17 protein-coding genes are annotated in these 14589 nt (G+C 70.5%); 13 read left to right on the forward strand and 4 right to left on the reverse strand.

What is annotated here, in order from left to right:
- The first annotated feature begins 14 nt into the window (after positions 1 to 14).
- Positions 15 to 710, forward strand: a complete 696-nt coding sequence (locus tag OG984_RS02025) for an aspartate/glutamate racemase family protein (protein WP_328530011.1) — start codon at positions 15 to 17, stop codon at positions 708 to 710.
- On the opposite strand, the gene OG984_RS02030 is transcribed toward OG984_RS02025, so the two are convergent.
- On the reverse strand, positions 700 to 1287 hold the full coding sequence (locus OG984_RS02030; RefSeq protein ID WP_328530012.1) for a GNAT family N-acetyltransferase: 588 nt from the start codon (positions 1285 to 1287) through the stop codon (positions 700 to 702). The two genes, OG984_RS02025 and OG984_RS02030, sit on opposite strands and share 11 nt — an antisense overlap.
- Positions 1284 to 3389, reverse strand: coding sequence for a HelD family protein (locus tag OG984_RS02035; RefSeq protein ID WP_328530013.1), 2106 nt, complete (start codon positions 3387 to 3389; stop codon positions 1284 to 1286). Before OG984_RS02035 ends, OG984_RS02030 begins: the two co-directional genes overlap by 4 nt.
- A gap of 139 nt (positions 3390 to 3528) precedes the next feature.
- On the opposite strand from OG984_RS02035, the gene OG984_RS02040 reads away from it, so the two are divergent.
- The 7 genes from OG984_RS02040 (at position 3529) to OG984_RS02070 (ending at position 9231) form a co-directional block, all read left to right on the forward strand.
- Positions 3529 to 3888, forward strand: a complete 360-nt coding sequence (locus OG984_RS02040; RefSeq protein WP_328530014.1) for a hypothetical protein — start codon at positions 3529 to 3531, stop codon at positions 3886 to 3888.
- A gap of 55 nt (positions 3889 to 3943) precedes the next feature.
- Entirely contained in the window at positions 3944 to 4873 is a 930-nt protein-coding gene (locus OG984_RS02045; RefSeq protein ID WP_442940944.1) for an ABC transporter ATP-binding protein, read from the forward strand.
- On the forward strand, positions 4873 to 5703 hold the full coding sequence (locus tag OG984_RS02050; RefSeq protein ID WP_328530015.1) for an ABC transporter permease: 831 nt from the start codon (positions 4873 to 4875) through the stop codon (positions 5701 to 5703). Before OG984_RS02045 ends, OG984_RS02050 begins: the two co-directional genes overlap by 1 nt.
- 1 nt (position 5704) lies before the next feature.
- Positions 5705 to 6517 carry an ABC transporter permease gene (locus tag OG984_RS02055; protein ID WP_328530016.1) on the forward strand — a complete coding sequence of 271 codons (813 nt, stop codon included), beginning with the start codon at positions 5705 to 5707 and terminating at the stop codon, positions 6515 to 6517.
- 71 nt (positions 6518 to 6588) lie between these two features.
- On the forward strand, positions 6589 to 7731 hold the full coding sequence (locus tag OG984_RS02060) for a methyltransferase domain-containing protein (RefSeq protein ID WP_328530017.1): 1143 nt from the start codon (positions 6589 to 6591) through the stop codon (positions 7729 to 7731).
- 25 nt (positions 7732 to 7756) lie between these two features.
- Positions 7757 to 7951 carry a DUF3046 domain-containing protein gene (locus OG984_RS02065; protein ID WP_328530018.1) on the forward strand — a complete coding sequence of 65 codons (195 nt, stop codon included), beginning with the start codon at positions 7757 to 7759 and terminating at the stop codon, positions 7949 to 7951.
- 5 nt (positions 7952 to 7956) lie between these two features.
- Positions 7957 to 9231 (forward strand): MFS transporter, encoded by a 1275-nt coding sequence (locus tag OG984_RS02070; RefSeq protein WP_328530019.1) that lies wholly within the window; start codon positions 7957 to 7959, stop codon positions 9229 to 9231.
- A 44-nt stretch (positions 9232 to 9275) separates the two neighbouring features.
- Here OG984_RS02070 and OG984_RS02075 read toward each other — a convergent pair whose 3' ends face one another.
- Together OG984_RS02075 and OG984_RS02080 are read right to left on the reverse strand one after the other, a co-directional pair.
- Positions 9276 to 9917, reverse strand: a complete 642-nt coding sequence (locus OG984_RS02075) for a DUF305 domain-containing protein (protein ID WP_328530020.1) — start codon at positions 9915 to 9917, stop codon at positions 9276 to 9278.
- Positions 9918 to 10010: 93 nt separating this feature from the next.
- Positions 10011 to 10451 (reverse strand): DUF6153 family protein, encoded by a 441-nt coding sequence (locus OG984_RS02080; RefSeq protein WP_328530021.1) that lies wholly within the window; start codon positions 10449 to 10451, stop codon positions 10011 to 10013.
- 130 nt (positions 10452 to 10581) lie between these two features.
- Here OG984_RS02080 and OG984_RS02085 point away from each other — a divergent pair, with 130 nt between their 5' ends.
- The 5 genes from OG984_RS02085 to OG984_RS02105 all read left to right on the forward strand — a co-directional run bounded on the left by OG984_RS02085 (position 10582) and on the right by OG984_RS02105 (position 14577).
- Positions 10582 to 11304, forward strand: a complete 723-nt coding sequence (locus tag OG984_RS02085; protein WP_328530022.1) for a DUF4396 domain-containing protein — start codon at positions 10582 to 10584, stop codon at positions 11302 to 11304.
- A gap of 237 nt (positions 11305 to 11541) precedes the next feature.
- Positions 11542 to 12591 carry a recombinase RecA gene (recA, locus tag OG984_RS02090; RefSeq protein WP_328530023.1) on the forward strand — a complete coding sequence of 350 codons (1050 nt, stop codon included), beginning with the start codon at positions 11542 to 11544 and terminating at the stop codon, positions 12589 to 12591.
- A gap of 59 nt (positions 12592 to 12650) precedes the next feature.
- Entirely contained in the window at positions 12651 to 13361 is a 711-nt protein-coding gene (locus tag OG984_RS02095; protein ID WP_328530024.1) for a regulatory protein RecX, read from the forward strand.
- On the forward strand, positions 13358 to 13858 hold the full coding sequence (locus OG984_RS02100; RefSeq protein WP_328530025.1) for a phosphoribosyltransferase: 501 nt from the start codon (positions 13358 to 13360) through the stop codon (positions 13856 to 13858). Before OG984_RS02095 ends, OG984_RS02100 begins: the two co-directional genes overlap by 4 nt.
- A gap of 23 nt (positions 13859 to 13881) precedes the next feature.
- Positions 13882 to 14577, forward strand: a complete 696-nt coding sequence (locus tag OG984_RS02105; RefSeq protein ID WP_328530026.1) for a GNAT family N-acetyltransferase — start codon at positions 13882 to 13884, stop codon at positions 14575 to 14577.
- Positions 14578 to 14589: the final 12 nt, after the last annotated feature.

Genomic DNA, 14589 nt, shown 5'->3' on the forward strand with positions numbered 1-14589 from the left:
GGCAGACTGAGGGCATGCGACGGATCGGTGTGCTGGGTGGGATGAGCTGGGAGTCGACGGCGGAGTACTACCGCCTGCTGAACGAGATCACCGCGAAGCGGCTCGGCGGGCTGCACTCGGCCGACCTGCTCGTACGCTCGGTGGACTTCGCGGAGATCGAGGAGATGCAGGTCGCCGGCGAGTGGGAGCGGGCCGGGACGCGTCTGGCCGAGGAGGCGGCGACGCTGAGCGACGCCGGGGCGGAGGTGATCGTGCTCGCCACCAACACGATGCACAAGGTGGCCGGGGCGCTGGAGGAGACGTACGGGGATCGTTTCCTGCACCTGGGCGACACGACCGCGGCCGCGGTGCGCGCGGCGGGGGTCGGACGGGTGGGGCTCCTCGGCACCGGCTTCACGATGTCGCAGCCGTTCTACGCCGATCGGCTCCGGAGCCACGGTCTCGAGGTCGTCGTCCCCACCGAGCCGGACCAGGAGACCGTGCACCGGATCATCTACGAGGAGCTGTGTCTGGGGACGTTCCTGGACAGCTCCCGCCAGGCCTACCTCGAGGTCGTCGACCGGCTGGTCGCCGCCGGCTGCCAGGGCGTCATCCTCGGCTGTACCGAGATCGAGCTGCTGCTGCCGATGGAGGCGTACGCAGGTGTGCCGCTGTTCCCGACGACCCGGCTGCACTGCGAGGCGGCGGTCGAGGCGGCCCTCAGGCTCTAGCGGCCCACTCCTCGGCCAGGATCGCGTAGGAGAGCCCGTCGAGCCAGCCGCGGGTGCGGTGCAGGGAGTCCTTGACCGTGTGGGACTCGCGGCGCATCCCGAGGCGCTCCATGAGCCGCCAAGAGGCCTCGTTGTCGGCGAAGCACTCGGCGACGACGCGCCGCAGTGCGAGAGGGCCGAAGCAGACGTCCAGCACGGCGCGTACGGCCTCGGTCGCGTAGCCGTTGCCCTGGTGGGCGGGGTCGATCGTCCAGCCGAGCTCGGCCTGGGTGCCGTCGGCCTGGTTGCGCACCTCGGTCTGCGACCACGGGTCGGTGATCCGCAGCATGAGGTCGCCGACGATGACGCCCTCGCGCTCGATCACCAGGGCGGGTCCGATGACGTCGGGGCGCTCGAAGATCCTGCGGTAGGCGTCGATGTCCGGGAACGCGCTCGTCACCCACTCCGCCACCTCGGGGAGACCCCGGAAGGCCCAGGTCGGCTCGATGTCGGCCGGCGTCATCCGCCGGATCACGAGTCGTTCGGTGCGCAGCGGCCACTCGGCCTTCACCAACGGATCGGGGCGGGTCTCGATCATGCGTCCACCTTCGCATCATCGCTCTGCGGGACGCCAGTGAGTTCTTCGGGTCCGAGCTCCTCGGGGAGGCCGTCGTGGCGCACCACCAGGGACGTGACCGCACGGGTGAGGCAGACGTAGAGGCGGCGCAGGCCGGTCTCGCGGTCGGGCTCGCCGGCCACGATCGCCGTGGGGTCGGAGACGACGACGTGGTCGAACTCGAGACCCTTCGCCAGCGAGGCGGGGACCAGGTCCAGATGGGCGTCGAACTCGGTCTCCTCGTCGGCCGCGCTGAGCTCACCGAGGGCGACCTCGGCGAATGCGAGCCCCGCCTCGGTCAGCTCGGCGCGCACCGTCGCCAGCGCGGCGTCGGGCACGATCAGCCCCACCGACCCGGGCCGGTCCAACGCGGTCTCGAGCGCCTCCACGACGGTCGCGGAGGTGAAGGTGAGGTCGCCGCGCGCCCGGCGCACCGCGACCGGCGGCTCCAGGTCCGGAGCGATGTGGGGCAGGAGGCGGGCGGCGTAGGCGATCACGTCGGCCGGCACCCGGAACCCACGGGTCAGCTGCTCGACATGGCCGTCGGGCTTGCCGAGATGGGCCAGGGCGTCGGCCCAGGAGGACGAGGCCCACGGCGTGGTCGCCTGGGCGAGGTCGCCCAGGATCGTCAGCGACCCCGTCGTCGAGCGGCGGCCGAGGGCACGCAGCATCATCGCGGAGAGATCCTGTGCCTCGTCGGCGACGATGTGGGCCACCGACGGCGTACGGTCGAGCAGGTCGGCGATCTCGTCGAGCAGCACCAGGTCGGCCAGCGACCAGCGGGCCGCGCCGGCCGACCGCGGCGGCTTCTCCCACAGCAGCGTCTCCCGCTCCGCCTCGTCGAGCACGCCGGCGGCCACCTCCGCCAGCCACGCCGCGTCGGTGAACAGCCGGAACAGCACCCGGGCCGGCTTGAGGTCCGGCCACAGCGCGGTCGCATAGTCCTTGACCGGCTTCGTCCGCGCCACCGCGTCGTGCACCCGGTCGTCGGGGGAGTCGCCGGATCGCTCCATCTGCACGAGCACCCGGTGGGCCAGGGCGCGCGGGAGCAGGGCCCGGCCCGCTGCGTACCGGAGATCGTTGGCACGCAGCCCCTCCACCGCCTCGCGCGCCTCCGAGGCCGGCACCCGCCAGCGTCGCGACCCGCGCGGGACGACCAAGGCCTCGTCGGGCTCGCCGACATGGGACCAGACCGCCCGGCGGAGCAGCTCGGCCATGCGTACGTCACCCTTGAGCGTGGCAGCGGCAGCGCTCTCCTCGGTGCGGACCGTGCCGTGGATGGCGACCAGCTCGGCGATCGTCGCCTGCTTGGCCTCGATCTCGCCGAGCGCCGGGAGCACGTCGCGGATGTAGCGCAGGAACGAGGCGTTGGGGCCGACGATCAGGACCCCGCGCCGGGTCAGCTGGTCGCGGTGCGCGTAGAGGAGGTACGCCGCCCGGTGCAGCCCCACCGCCGTCTTCCCGGTGCCCGGCGCACCCTGCACGACGATCGTCCGCGACAGGTCGGCGCGGACCAGGACGTCCTGCTCGGGCTGGATGGTGGCCACGATGTCGCGCATCGGCCCGACGCGCGGCCGTTCGATCTCCGCCTCGAGGATCGCCGAGTGCTCCTGGGTGGGTCCCGCGTCGGTCAACGACTCGTCCTCGAAGGCGGTCAGCTCCCCGTGGGAGAACCCGTAGCGCCGCCTCCGCGCCAGCCCCATCGGCTCGGTCCGCGACGCCCGGTAGAACGGGACGCTGACCGGTGCCCGCCAGTCGACCACCATCGGGTCGCCGGCACTGTCGGTGATGTGGCGGCGCCCGACGTGGAACGACTCGGCTCCCGCGGCCGCGGTCCGGTCGATCCGGCCGAAGAAGAGCGGCACCTCCGGGTCGTCCGCGAGCTGCTCGAGCCGGTGCGCGAGCGTCGCGTCGAGGATCTCGGCGCTGACCCAGTTGCCGGCGTCGGAGGAGTCCAGGGACTCGACCCTCCGGCGCATCCGGGCCAGGTCCTGCCGGGAGGCGTCCAGATGGGCTCGTTCCGCGTCGAGCTCGCCGAGGTGGTCGGGGTTGGCTTTCTCGTCAGTTGTCCCGTCTATGGGCATGGCTGGTTCATCGCTTCTCCGTGGCGGCCGGGTGATCGATCGGGCGTGGGGTCAAAGGCTCCAAGATAGGCGAGCGCGGAGCGGCCGCCCAACAGGTTTATCGAGGCGCGTGTTGGGAACCGGGAGGCACAATAAATGCGTGAGCCTGTTCGATCGTCTTCGGCGCCGCGGGACGCGGATGAGCCGTCCCACCGGCGAGAGCTACACCGGATCCACCCGGGTACGCGCCTCGGATTCCACCGACCAGAAGCATCTCGAGCAGTTCATCGAGACCCGACGGGGTGTCGAGGGGTTCGTCGAGCCGCGCACCGTCGTCAGCGAGGTCACCCTGCTGCTGGTCGCCCATGACGGTGAGTGGACCAGGCGGCGGGTGCCGTCGGCGCAGTGGGCGCACAAGTTCGCCAACAAGCACGGGGTCCCGTCCTACGACGCGGCCGTGGTCGGCGTACCGCAGCGGATGCGCGACTACAACCGGCGCCAGAAGCAGCAGGACCGGTAGCCACCGACCCGAACTCGCTCGAAACTGTCGGCGCCCGCATCTAGTCTTTGCCGACGTGGGTGAAGAGCTGATGATCTCGGCGCGTGGGCTGCGCAAGTCGTTCGGCGACTTCGAGGCGGTGCGCGGCATCGACGTCTCGGTGCGCCCCGGGGTGGCCTTCGGCTTCCTGGGGCCCAACGGCGCCGGCAAGTCCTCGACGATGCGGATGATCTGCTGCGTCTCGCCGCCGTCAGGGGGAGAGCTGCGGGTCTTCGGGATGGACCCGGCCAAGGACGGGCCGAAGATCAAGGCGCGGCTCGGGGTGTGCCCGCAGGAGGACACCCTCGACGTCGAGCTCAACGTCTACGACAACCTCTACGTCTACGGCCGCTACTTCGGGCTGCCGCGAGCCGAGGTCAAGGGCAGGATCGAGGAGCTGCTCGACTTCGTCCAGCTCACCGAGAAGGCCAAGGCGAAGGTCGACGACCTCTCCGGCGGGATGAAGCGGCGGCTGACCATCGCCCGGAGCCTGATCAACCGGCCCGAGATCCTGGTGCTCGACGAGCCGACCACCGGCCTGGACCCGCAGGCCCGCCACGTCATCTGGGACCGGCTCTTCCGTCTCAAGCAGGCGGGCGTGACCCTGTTGCTGACCACCCACTACATGGACGAGGCCGAGCAGCTGTGCGATGAGCTCGTGGTGATGGACCAGGGCCGGATCGTGGCCCACGGCACGCCGCTGGGGCTGATCCAGGAGCACTCCACCCGCGAGGTCGCCGAGCTGCGCTTCGGCGTCGGCGAGCACGAGGCGCTCGCCGCCAAGGTCGAGGACCTCGCCGAGCGGGTCGAGGTGCTGCCCGACCGGCTGCTGCTCTACAGCGACGACGGCGAGGCAGTCATCGAGGCCGTCCACAGCCGCGACCTCGCTCCGGTGGCCACTCTGGTGCGGCGCTCCTCGCTGGAGGACGTCTTCCTGCACCTGACCGGCCGGACGCTGGTGGACTGATGGCCGACTACGCCGACACGGGCCCGGCCACCGCGCCGACGGCGCCCTCGGGGCTGGTCGCCGGTGCCCTGCGGATGGGCGACTACTGGCTCACGGTCCTGGCGCGCACCTGGAAGGGCGGGGTGATCACCACCTTCGTGACCCCCTTCTTCTACGTCCTGGCGCTGGGGGTGCTGCTGGGCGGGTTCATCGACGCCGACCCGGCCACGCTCGAGGGTGCCTCGACCTACCTGGCGTTCGTGGCGCCCGGCATGGTCGCCGCCCACGCGATGACCATCGCCTTCTCCGACCTCACCTATCCCGTCATGGGCATGCTCAAGTGGCAGCGGATCTACTACTCGATGATCGCCGCCCCGCTCGCTCCGTCCCACATCGTCTTGGCCCAGCTCGGCTGGGTGGTGCTGCGCTCGCTGTTCGCCTGCGGGGTGTTCCTGCTGGTTCTGGCTCCTTTCGGGGTCTTCGAGTCGGCTTGGGGAGTGCTGGCCGCGTGGCTGGTGCAGGGGCTGGTGGCGCTGGGCTTCGCCACGCCGGTGCTGCTGTTCTCGCTCTCGATCAAGGGCGAGGAGTCCTTCGCGCTGATCTTCCGGCTGGGGATGATCCCGCTGACCCTGTTCAGCGGCACCTTCTTCCCGATCGGCAACCTCGGCCCGGTGCTGGAAGGGGTCGCGATGGCCTCGCCCCTGTGGCACGGCGTCGACCTGACCCGGATGCTCACCCTCGGCCGGCTCGACTGGGGGATGGTCGCGATCCACGTCGCCTACCTCGGCATCCTGGCCGCCGTGTGCTGGTGGCTGGCCGTCCGCAAGCTCGCCGAAAGGCTGGTCTCCTGAGATGGCGATCCTCAACGCCGCGGTGAGCACCGCCGTCGCCCGTCCGCTGCGCGGCGGCGAGGCCGCCCGGCTGCTGCTGTGGCGCAACATCCTCGTCTACCGGCGGGCGTGGCTCGTGTTCGTCACCGGCTTCCTGGAGCCGGTCTTCTACCTCTTCTCGATCGGCATCGGCGTCGGCGCGATCGTCACCGGGTTCACCTACGCCGGCGAGCCGATCGAGTATCGCGACTTCGTCGCACCCGGGATGATCGCGGCCTCGGCGATGAACGGGGCGCTGCTGGACGCGACGTTCAACTTCTTCTTCAAGCTGAAATACAACAAGCTCTACGACCAGATGCTGGCCACGCCGCTGCGCACGGTCGACATCGCCGTCGGCGAGATCCTCTGGAACCAGCTGCGCAGCGGGATCTACGTCGCGGCTTTCCTGGTGATCATGCTCGCGATGGACCTGGTGCACTCCTGGTGGGCGATCCTGGTCGTGCCCGCAGCGCTGCTGATCGGCTCGGCCTTCGGGGCCGTGGGCATGGCCCTGACCACCTACATGACCTCCTGGCAGGACTTCGAGAAGATCACCCTCGCGATGATGCCGATGTTCCTGTTCAGCGCCACCTTCTTCCCGGTCACCGCCTACCCGGACTGGCTCCGCTGGGTCGTGGAGGTCACGCCCCTCTACCGCGGCGTCGTGCTCTGCCGCGAGCTGACCCTCGGGGTGCCGTCGTGGGGGTCGCTGGTCTCGGTCGTCTACCTGCTGGCCTTCGGCGCGATCGGGCTCGCGGTCGTCCGGCGGCGGCTCGACTCCCTACTCCTCACCTGAGGGGCAGCATCTCGCGTCTCATAGGCAGGATCTCCCTCGTGGCGGCCGGGGCGGACCGTCAGGATTGACCCATGACCCATGACGCGATCACACCCGACACCAAGGACTGGACCTGGGTCCTCGACCGGCCCTGCCCGGAGTGTGGCTTCGTCGCCGGTGCCGTGACCGCCGACCAGCTCCCCGAGATCGTGCGTGACAACGCGACCTACTGGGAGGTCTACCTCGCCGCCGAGAACGCGCGCGAGCGACCACGGCCGGGCGTGTGGTCGGCCCTGGAGTACGGAGCGCACGTACGCGACGTCCACCGCGTCTTCGGCGAGCGGCTGCGGCTGATGCTGGCCGAGGACGAGCCACGGTTCGCCAACTGGGACCAGGACGTGACCGCCCGCGAGGACGACTACGCGAGCCAGGACCCGGCGGTCGTGGCCGAGGAGCTGATGGACGCCGCGGACGCGGTGGCCACGATCTACGAGAAGGTCCCGCCGGACGCCTGGGGCCGCCGCGGGATCCGGTCCAACGGCGACGCGTTCAGCGTCGAGTCGCTGGGCCGCTACCACCTCCACGACGTCGTCCACCACCTGTGGGACGTACGCTCGGCCGCCAAGCAGGCGACCGTCGCCGCCTACGACGCCAGCGTCGCGACGTACGTCGAGGCCACCTCGTTCTCCGAGGAGAACCGCTCGATCCTCGACCGGTTCCTGGCCGAGCTCGAGCCCGGCGACCACGTGCTCGAGATCGGCACCGGGCCGGGCCACGACGCGAAGGCGCTGGAGGCCGGGGGAGTGCGGGTGCGGCGCACCGACATCAGCGAGGGGTTCGTGGCGCACCTGCGGAAGCAGGGGTACGCCGCGGCCTGCCTCGACCCGCTGACCGACGACCTGCGCGACCCGGTCCACCCCGACGTCCCCTACGCCGCGGTCTGGGCCTCGGCGACGCTGCTGCACGTGGCCCGCGACGACTTCGCGACGGTGCTGGGCCGGCTCGCGGAGGTCACCCGCCCCGGCGGCGCGCTGCACGTGTCGATGAAGCAGGGCGACAGCGAGGAGTGGACCAACCGCGGCCACGTCGAGGCGCCCCGGCTCTTCGTCTACTGGCGCGAGCCCGCGCTGCGGGCGGCGCTGGACGAGGCCGGCTGGGAGGTGCTCGAGGTCGGGCACGCCGATGGCCGGCTCGGTGACGTCTGGCTCGACGTGCTCGCCCGTCGGCGCGGCTGAGCCCGGCTGAGTAGCATTCGGGGCGATGAGACACACGGAGTTCTGGTCGCGGATGGACGATGCGCTCGGCGAGGGCTACTCGCGGGCGTGGGCACGCCAGTTCGTGATGGGCGACCTGGGCGGGCGCACCGCTCAGGAGGCGCTCGACGAGGGTGTGCCGCCGAAGGAGGTCTGGGCCGCGGTCTGGAAGGCCCTGGAGCTGCCGGCGCGTGAGCGGTGACGCTGGTGGCCCCGACCGCGGTGGCCGCGGTCCAGAAGCGCACCATCCTCACCCTGGTCGCCACCCAGGCGGTCGGTGCGATGGGGATCACCATCGGCATCGCGACCGCATCCCTGCTGGCTCGCGACCTGTCCGGCTCGGAGTCCATGGCGGGCCTCTCCCAGACGACCCAGGTGCTGGGCGCGGCGGTGGCTGCGTACGTCCTGGGGCGGGTGATGGACGCCCGCGGGCGCCGCTTCGGGCTGCTGGCGGGCTACCTGCTCGGGGCGGCCGGCGGACTGCTGGCGGTCCTGGCCGGCGTGGTGGGCTCGATGACGTTGCTGCTGGTCGGCGCGGTGCTGCTGGGCGCGACCACCGCGGCGAACAACGGAGCGCGCTACGCGGCCACCGACCTGGCACCTGCGACGAGCCGGGCGCGGGCGCTCTCGCTCGTGGTCTGGGCGACCACCTTCGGCGCGGTGCTCGGCCCCAATCTGACCGGTGTGGCCGAGGCCTTTTCCGACGCCGTCGGGATCCCGGTGCTCACCGGGCCGTTCGCGCTCGGGTCGATCGGGATGCTGGCCGCCGCGCTCGTGGTCGGGGTCTTCCTGCGGCCTGACCCGCTGCTGGTCGCCCGAGAAAGTGCACCGGTCGCCGAGTCCTCACCGGTGGTCGAGTCCTCACCGGTGGTCGAGCCTGTCGAGACCACCAGCTGGCGCCGGGCGCTCGCCGTGATCCGGGCGCGGCCCGCGCTCGCCGCGGCCGTGGCCGGGCAGGCTGCGGCGCACGCCACCATGGTGGCGGTGATGGTGATGACGCCGCTCCACATGGAGCACGGCGGGGCCGGGCTCGAGATCATCGGGCTGGTGATCAGCGGGCACGTCCTGGGCATGTTCGCCTTCGCGCCGGTCGCCGGCTGGCTCGCCGACCGCGTCGGCCGGGCCGACGTGATGGCGCTCGGTGGCGGGGTGCTCCTGGTGGCCCTGGTGCTGTGCGCCGCGGCGCCGCAGGGGAGCTCGGGGCGGATCTTCGCCGGGCTCTTCCTGCTCGGTCTCGGCTGGTCGCTGGCCACGATCGCGGCCGCCACCTCCGTCGCCGACCACACCCCGCTCGAGGTGCGTGCCGACGTCCAGGGCAGCGCCGACCTGATCATGGGCGTCGCCGCGGCGGCCGCCGGGGCGGTCTCGGGTGTCGTCGTCGACGTGGCCGGGTATCCGGCACTCGCGCTCGGCACGATCCTGCTGGTCGCGGTGCTGTTCGGGGCTGCGTACGTGGCCCGTCGGGCTGATCGCGCGGCCTGACCGCGCGGGCAGGGCCTCAGGCGACCCTGCCCGCTGGCCGGGCCTCAGCCGAGGATCTTCTCCATCGTGTCGATCTCGGTCGACTGGGTCTCGATGATGGTGCCGGCGAGGTCGACGGCCGGCTTGAACCGGCCCTCGTCCTGCTGGGACTCGGACATCTCGACCGCACCCTCGTGGTGCTCGATCATCATCTCCAGCCACATGTCCTGGAACTCGGCGTCAGAAGCGCTCTCCAGGGCGTCCATGTCCTCGGCGGACATCATCCCGGGCATGTCGGCGTCCATGCCCTCCATCGAGTCGGACATGCTGCTGTCCTCGTCGCCGTGGCCCTCGTGACCGCCGTTGACGTGGTCGCGCATCGTCGAGGGCACCTCCTCGCCCCACTCCTGGAGCCAGGACGACATGGTCTCGATCTCGGGGCTCTGGGCTGCCCGGATCTCATCGGCCAGCTCCTGGACCTCGGGGTCGAGCTTACGATCCATGGTCAGGTCGACCATCGCCATCGCCTGGGCGTGATGCTGGATCATGTCGGTCGCGAAGGCGACGTCGGCCTTGTTGTGCTCGGTCTCCGAGAGCTTCTGCGGGGCCTCGGCCTCCTCGCCGCCGCCGCAGCCGGACAGGGTCAGAAGCACGGCCAGGCCGGTGGCGACCCAGGTCGCGCGGATGAGAGGACGTTGCGTACGCATCTGTTGTTTCTCCTTGTCATGTGCTGTTTCCGGGCGTCGTCGACCCACCTGCCGAACCGGGTGCGTCCCGGTCGCGGGTGGATCAGGGCCCGCTCAGCACCTGATGACGGAGAACTCCCACTCCGGCGGTGGCCCGGTCGCCGAACGGCTGACGAGGAGCACGGGCCCGGCCGTACGGGCCCGGCGGCGTGCCCGGGGGGACCACCAGGCCGCCGTACGTCGCCACAGCCCGCTCAGGAGCAGCGCGCCGGCAGCGAGCAGGAACGCCGCGCAGAGCATCATCGCGGTGTGCCCGTCGTCGCCGGGCTGCCCGGTGTGGCCGGCGGCTCCGTGGTCGGCATGGTCGAGGGCGTGCGTGTGCCCCACGTGGGCGGCGGGCAGGCGCAGCGTGGCGTGCTCGCCGTCGGTGCGGGTGCCGTGCAGACTCAGCGCATGCATGCCCAGCAGGCCGGCAACCGTGATCAGCACCGCCGCCAGCAGACCGGTGCGTGCGGCCGACCGGGTCGTCCGCTGTCGTCGTGCTGCCGTCCACACAACGCACACCCTAAGGAGTCGCGTGCGGTTGGACAAAGCGGGCGTGCGGGGTGGATATCGCTTGCGACCGTATACCCCCATGGGGTATGAATTGCCTGTAGGCAGACGAACGATCGAGCAAGGGAGCGACATGAAGTCGCATGACGAGCACGTGCAGGCCGGACATGAGCACTCGATGCACGAGGGTCACGGCGAGCACGCCGAGCACGCCGACCACTCGGCACACTCCGGGCACGGCGGCCACGGTGGGGGCGGCGTGAACGCGATGGCCGCCAGCGCGACGCTGCACTGCCTCACCGGGTGCGCGATCGGCGAGATCGCCGGCCTGATGATCGGCACCGCGATCGGCCTCAGCGCGGGGTGGACGATCGCCCTGGCCGTCACCCTGGCGTTCTTCTTCGGCTACGCCCTCTCGACCCTGCCGCTGCTGAAGTCGGGCCTGGCCCTCGGCGCGGCGCTCAGTGTCGTGCTCGCGGCCGACACGCTCTCGATCGCGACCATGGAGCTGGTCGACAACCTGGTCATGGCACTCATCCCGGGGGCGATGGAGGCCGGGCTGGTCAACGTCGTGTTCTGGGTCGGGATGATGATCGCGCTGACGGTCGCCTTCGTGGCCGCTTTCCCGGTCAACCGTTACCTGCTGCAGCGGGGCAAGGGGCACGCGCTGACGCACGAGTACCACGGCGCCGAGCCGGTCCAGCAGGGCTTCCGTCGCTTCATCCCGGCGTTCTCGAGCGGCGCCCTGGCGGCCGCGATCTTCACCTTCATGCTCGGCGGTCTCTCGGTCTCCATCGCCGACGAGCTCGGCAGCGACCCGGCTCCCGCCGAGCAGATGGAGATGCAGGGCCACTGAGGGTCCGGCGGCCCCGACACGCCCGAACAGGTGTTCACATCGAACGCTTGTTCGGGCTAGTGTGGGTTCCAGGTGGAGCGTGGTTCGTGCTTTGCGAGGGGTCGTGAAACACCGTGCCGGAGGGTCCCGTTCAGAAACTGTCGGTGGTCCCGTCTAGCGTCTGCCTTGATGACGACGAAGACACGTGGACAAGCGGCAGGCAGGGGCAAGAAATCTGCTCCTCAGGAAGGAAAGAACATGGCGGCAGGTGATCGCGAGAAGGCATTGGATGCCGCTCTCGCCAACATCGAAAGGCAGTTCGGCAAGGGCTCGGTCATGCGGCTGGGCGACGAGACCCGGGCTCCCCTGGAGGTGATCCCGACCGGCTCGATCGCGCTCGACGTGGCGCTGGGCCTGGGTGGTCTGCCTCGCGGCCGGGTCGTGGAGATCTACGGTCCGGAGTCGTCGGGTAAGACGACGGTGGCCCTCCACTCGGTCGCCAGCGCGCAGCGCGCCGGTGGCATCGTGGCCTTCATCGACGCCGAGCACGCCCTCGACCCGGAATACGCGAAGAACCTCGGCGTCGACACCGACGCCCTGCTGGTCTCCCAGCCCGACTCCGGTGAGCAGGCCCTGGAGATCGCCGACATGCTGATCCGCTCGGGTGCGCTCGACCTGATCGTCATCGACTCCGTCGCGGCGCTGGTGCCGCGGGCCGAGATCGAGGGCGAGATGGGCGACAGCCACGTCGGTCTGCAGGCGCGACTGATGAGCCAGGCGCTGCGGAAGATGACCTCGGCGCTCAACAACTCGGGCACGACGGCGATCTTCATCAACCAGCTGCGCGAGAAGATCGGCGTGATGTTCGGCTCGCCCGAGACCACGACCGGTGGTCGCGCGCTGAAGTTCTACTCCTCGGTGCGACTCGACGTGCGCCGGATCGAGACGCTCAAGGACGGCACCGACATGGTCGGCAACCGCACCCGCGTCAAGGTCGTGAAGAACAAGGTGGCCCCGCCGTTCAAGCAGGCCGAGTTCGACATCATGTACGGGAAGGGCATCTCCCGCGAGGGCGGCCTGATCGACGTCGGTGTCGAGGCGGGCCTGGTCCGCAAGGCCGGCGCTTGGTACACCTACGAGGGCGACCAGCTCGGCCAGGGCAAGGAGAACTCCCGCAACTTCCTCAAGGACAACCCCGACCTGGCCAACGAGCTGGAGAAGCGGATCCTGGAGAAGCTCGGTGTCGTTCCGACCGTCGAGGCAGAGGCCACGCCCGCGGCCGAGCCCGCCGGTGTCGAGGACTTCTAGGCCCCTGAGCTCCCGTGGCTTCGTCCAAGCGTGACCGCTCGTCCACCCAGGACCCCTGGGTGGACGAGCGACCCGCGCCCGACTGGCTGGGCGACGTCACCCTCGGAGTCGAGGCCTGGGCAGGCAAAGCCCCCTCGGCCGAACCGTCGCCCCCGTCGGACGACGGATCGAGCGTTGGATCGAGCCTGTCGAGATCACCAACACGGTCGCGTCGGCGACAGAGCCGCCCCGCGGACCCCGCGGACCCCAAGAACGATCCCGAGCCCGACCACGAGGCGATCGCCCGCAAGATCCTCCTCGACGCCCTGACGGGCCAGGCGCGCAGCCGCAAGGAGCTCGCCGACAAGCTCGAGAAGAAGGAGGTCCCGGCCGCCCTCGCGACGCGGCTGCTGGACCGCTTCGAAGAGGTCGGCCTGATCGACGACGAGGCCTTCGCCAAGGCCTGGATCGCCAGCCGGCAGCCCGGAAAGGGCCTGGCGCGCCGGGCGCTCGCCCAGGAGCTCCGCCGCAAGGGGATCGATGACGACGTGGCCCGTGAGGCGCTCGACGAGATCGACCCGAACGACGAGCGTGAGGCCGGCCGGCGGATGGTCCGGCGCAAGCTGCGCTCGCTGGAGCGCTTCGACGACCAGACCAAGACCCGGCGCCTGGTCGGGATGCTCGCCCGCAAGGGATACGGCGCCGGTGTGGCCTACGGCATCGTTCGCGAGGAGCTCGCTCTCGCCGATGAAGATGACGCTGGTGGTCTCGTGTCAGAATCCGATCTGTGAGTGAGCAGCAAGAGCGCGAGATCCTGACCTACGAACTCTTCGGCACCGCGGTGCGCGAGATCGCCCAGAAGGTGGTCGACAGCGGCTACGAGCCCGACATCGTGCTCTCCATCGCCCGCGGTGGCCTGGCCCTCGGGATGGGCCTGGGCTACGCCCTCGACGTGAAGAACCTGTCCGCCGTCAACGTGGAGTTCTACACCGGCGTCAACGAGCGTCTCGACGTCCCGATCATGCTCCCGCCGACCCCGGCCGCGGTCGACCTGACCGGCATGAAGGTGCTCATCGCCGACGATGTCGCCGACACCGGCAAGACCCTGGAGATCGTGCACGACTTCTGCGAGGGCCACGTGGCCGAGGCTCGCACCGCGGTGATCTTCGAGAAGCCGTGGACGGTGATCAACGCCGACTACGTCTACAAGAAGACCGACCGCTGGATCGACTTCCCCTGGTCCTCCCAGCCGCCGCTGGTTGACCGCCGTGGCGGTCAGGCCCACTGACCCCTCGGCGCTAGCCTGAGGTCATGTTCACACCGGTCGCCGTCCACACCGGGACACAACGTCTCGGCGGGGTGACGCGCCCGGGGGAGAGCTGGGCCTCGGCGGCGACGAGGATCGCCGGACGGCCTGCGTACGCCGTGGACCTCTCGGGGGAGGTGAAGGAGTTCTCCTCCGATCCGATGCCGGTGGTGGCGCTGCGGCCGATGACCCGCGGGGACCTTCCGCACCTGATCCGCTGGCTCAACGCCGAGCACGTGCACCGTTGGTACGCCGTCGACGGCGAGCCCACACCCGAGTGGGTGACGGAGAACTACGGGCCCGACATCGATGGCAAGACACCCGTGACCTTCTGGGTCATCGAGGTCAACGGGCGCTCGGTCGGCTTCTGCCAGGACTACCGGATCAGCGACGAGCCCGACTACGCGCTGCTCACGCCCGACCCGGACGCGATCGGCTTCGACTACGCGATCGGGGAGCCGGCCTTCGTCGGCCGCGGGATCGGGCCGCGGATGGCGTGGGTCTGGCTCACCTCGATCCCGCGCCGCTATCCCGGCGCGACGGCCTGCTTCGCCGCTCCCGACCACCGCAACGCCGCCTCGCTGCGGATGCTCGAGAAGGTGGGCTTCGAGCAGGGCACCTGGTTCGACGAGCTCCAGCCCGACGGTTCGACGACCACGATGGTCGGCTGCTCGCTCGATCTACGCCGCGTTCTCGGCTGAGCCGCCCCGTTC

This window comes from Nocardioides sp. NBC_00368 (assembly GCF_036090055.1).
GTDB lineage: Bacteria > Actinomycetota > Actinomycetes > Propionibacteriales > Nocardioidaceae > Nocardioides.

Excerpts from the sequence above, each read along its gene's own strand:
- OG984_RS02055 (WP_328530016.1), top strand. The coding sequence starts at position 5,705 with ATGGCGATCCTCAACGCCGCGGTGAGCACCGCCGTCGCCCGTCCGCTG.
- OG984_RS02030 (WP_328530012.1), bottom strand. The coding sequence starts at position 1,287 with ATGATCGAGACCCGCCCCGATCCGTTGGTGAAGGCCGAGTGGCCGCTG.
- OG984_RS02075 (WP_328530020.1), bottom strand. The coding sequence starts at position 9,917 with ATGCGTACGCAACGTCCTCTCATCCGCGCGACCTGGGTCGCCACCGGC.
- recA (WP_328530023.1), top strand. The coding sequence starts at position 11,542 with ATGGCGGCAGGTGATCGCGAGAAGGCATTGGATGCCGCTCTCGCCAAC.
- OG984_RS02050 (WP_328530015.1), top strand. The coding sequence starts at position 4,873 with ATGGCCGACTACGCCGACACGGGCCCGGCCACCGCGCCGACGGCGCCC.
- OG984_RS02060 (WP_328530017.1), top strand. The coding sequence starts at position 6,589 with ATGACCCATGACGCGATCACACCCGACACCAAGGACTGGACCTGGGTC.
- OG984_RS02035 (WP_328530013.1), bottom strand. The coding sequence starts at position 3,389 with ATGCCCATAGACGGGACAACTGACGAGAAAGCCAACCCCGACCACCTC.
- OG984_RS02105 (WP_328530026.1), top strand. The coding sequence starts at position 13,882 with ATGTTCACACCGGTCGCCGTCCACACCGGGACACAACGTCTCGGCGGG.
- OG984_RS02025 (WP_328530011.1), top strand. The coding sequence starts at position 15 with ATGCGACGGATCGGTGTGCTGGGTGGGATGAGCTGGGAGTCGACGGCG.
- OG984_RS02065 (WP_328530018.1), top strand. The coding sequence starts at position 7,757 with ATGAGACACACGGAGTTCTGGTCGCGGATGGACGATGCGCTCGGCGAG.
- OG984_RS02085 (WP_328530022.1), top strand. The coding sequence starts at position 10,582 with ATGAAGTCGCATGACGAGCACGTGCAGGCCGGACATGAGCACTCGATG.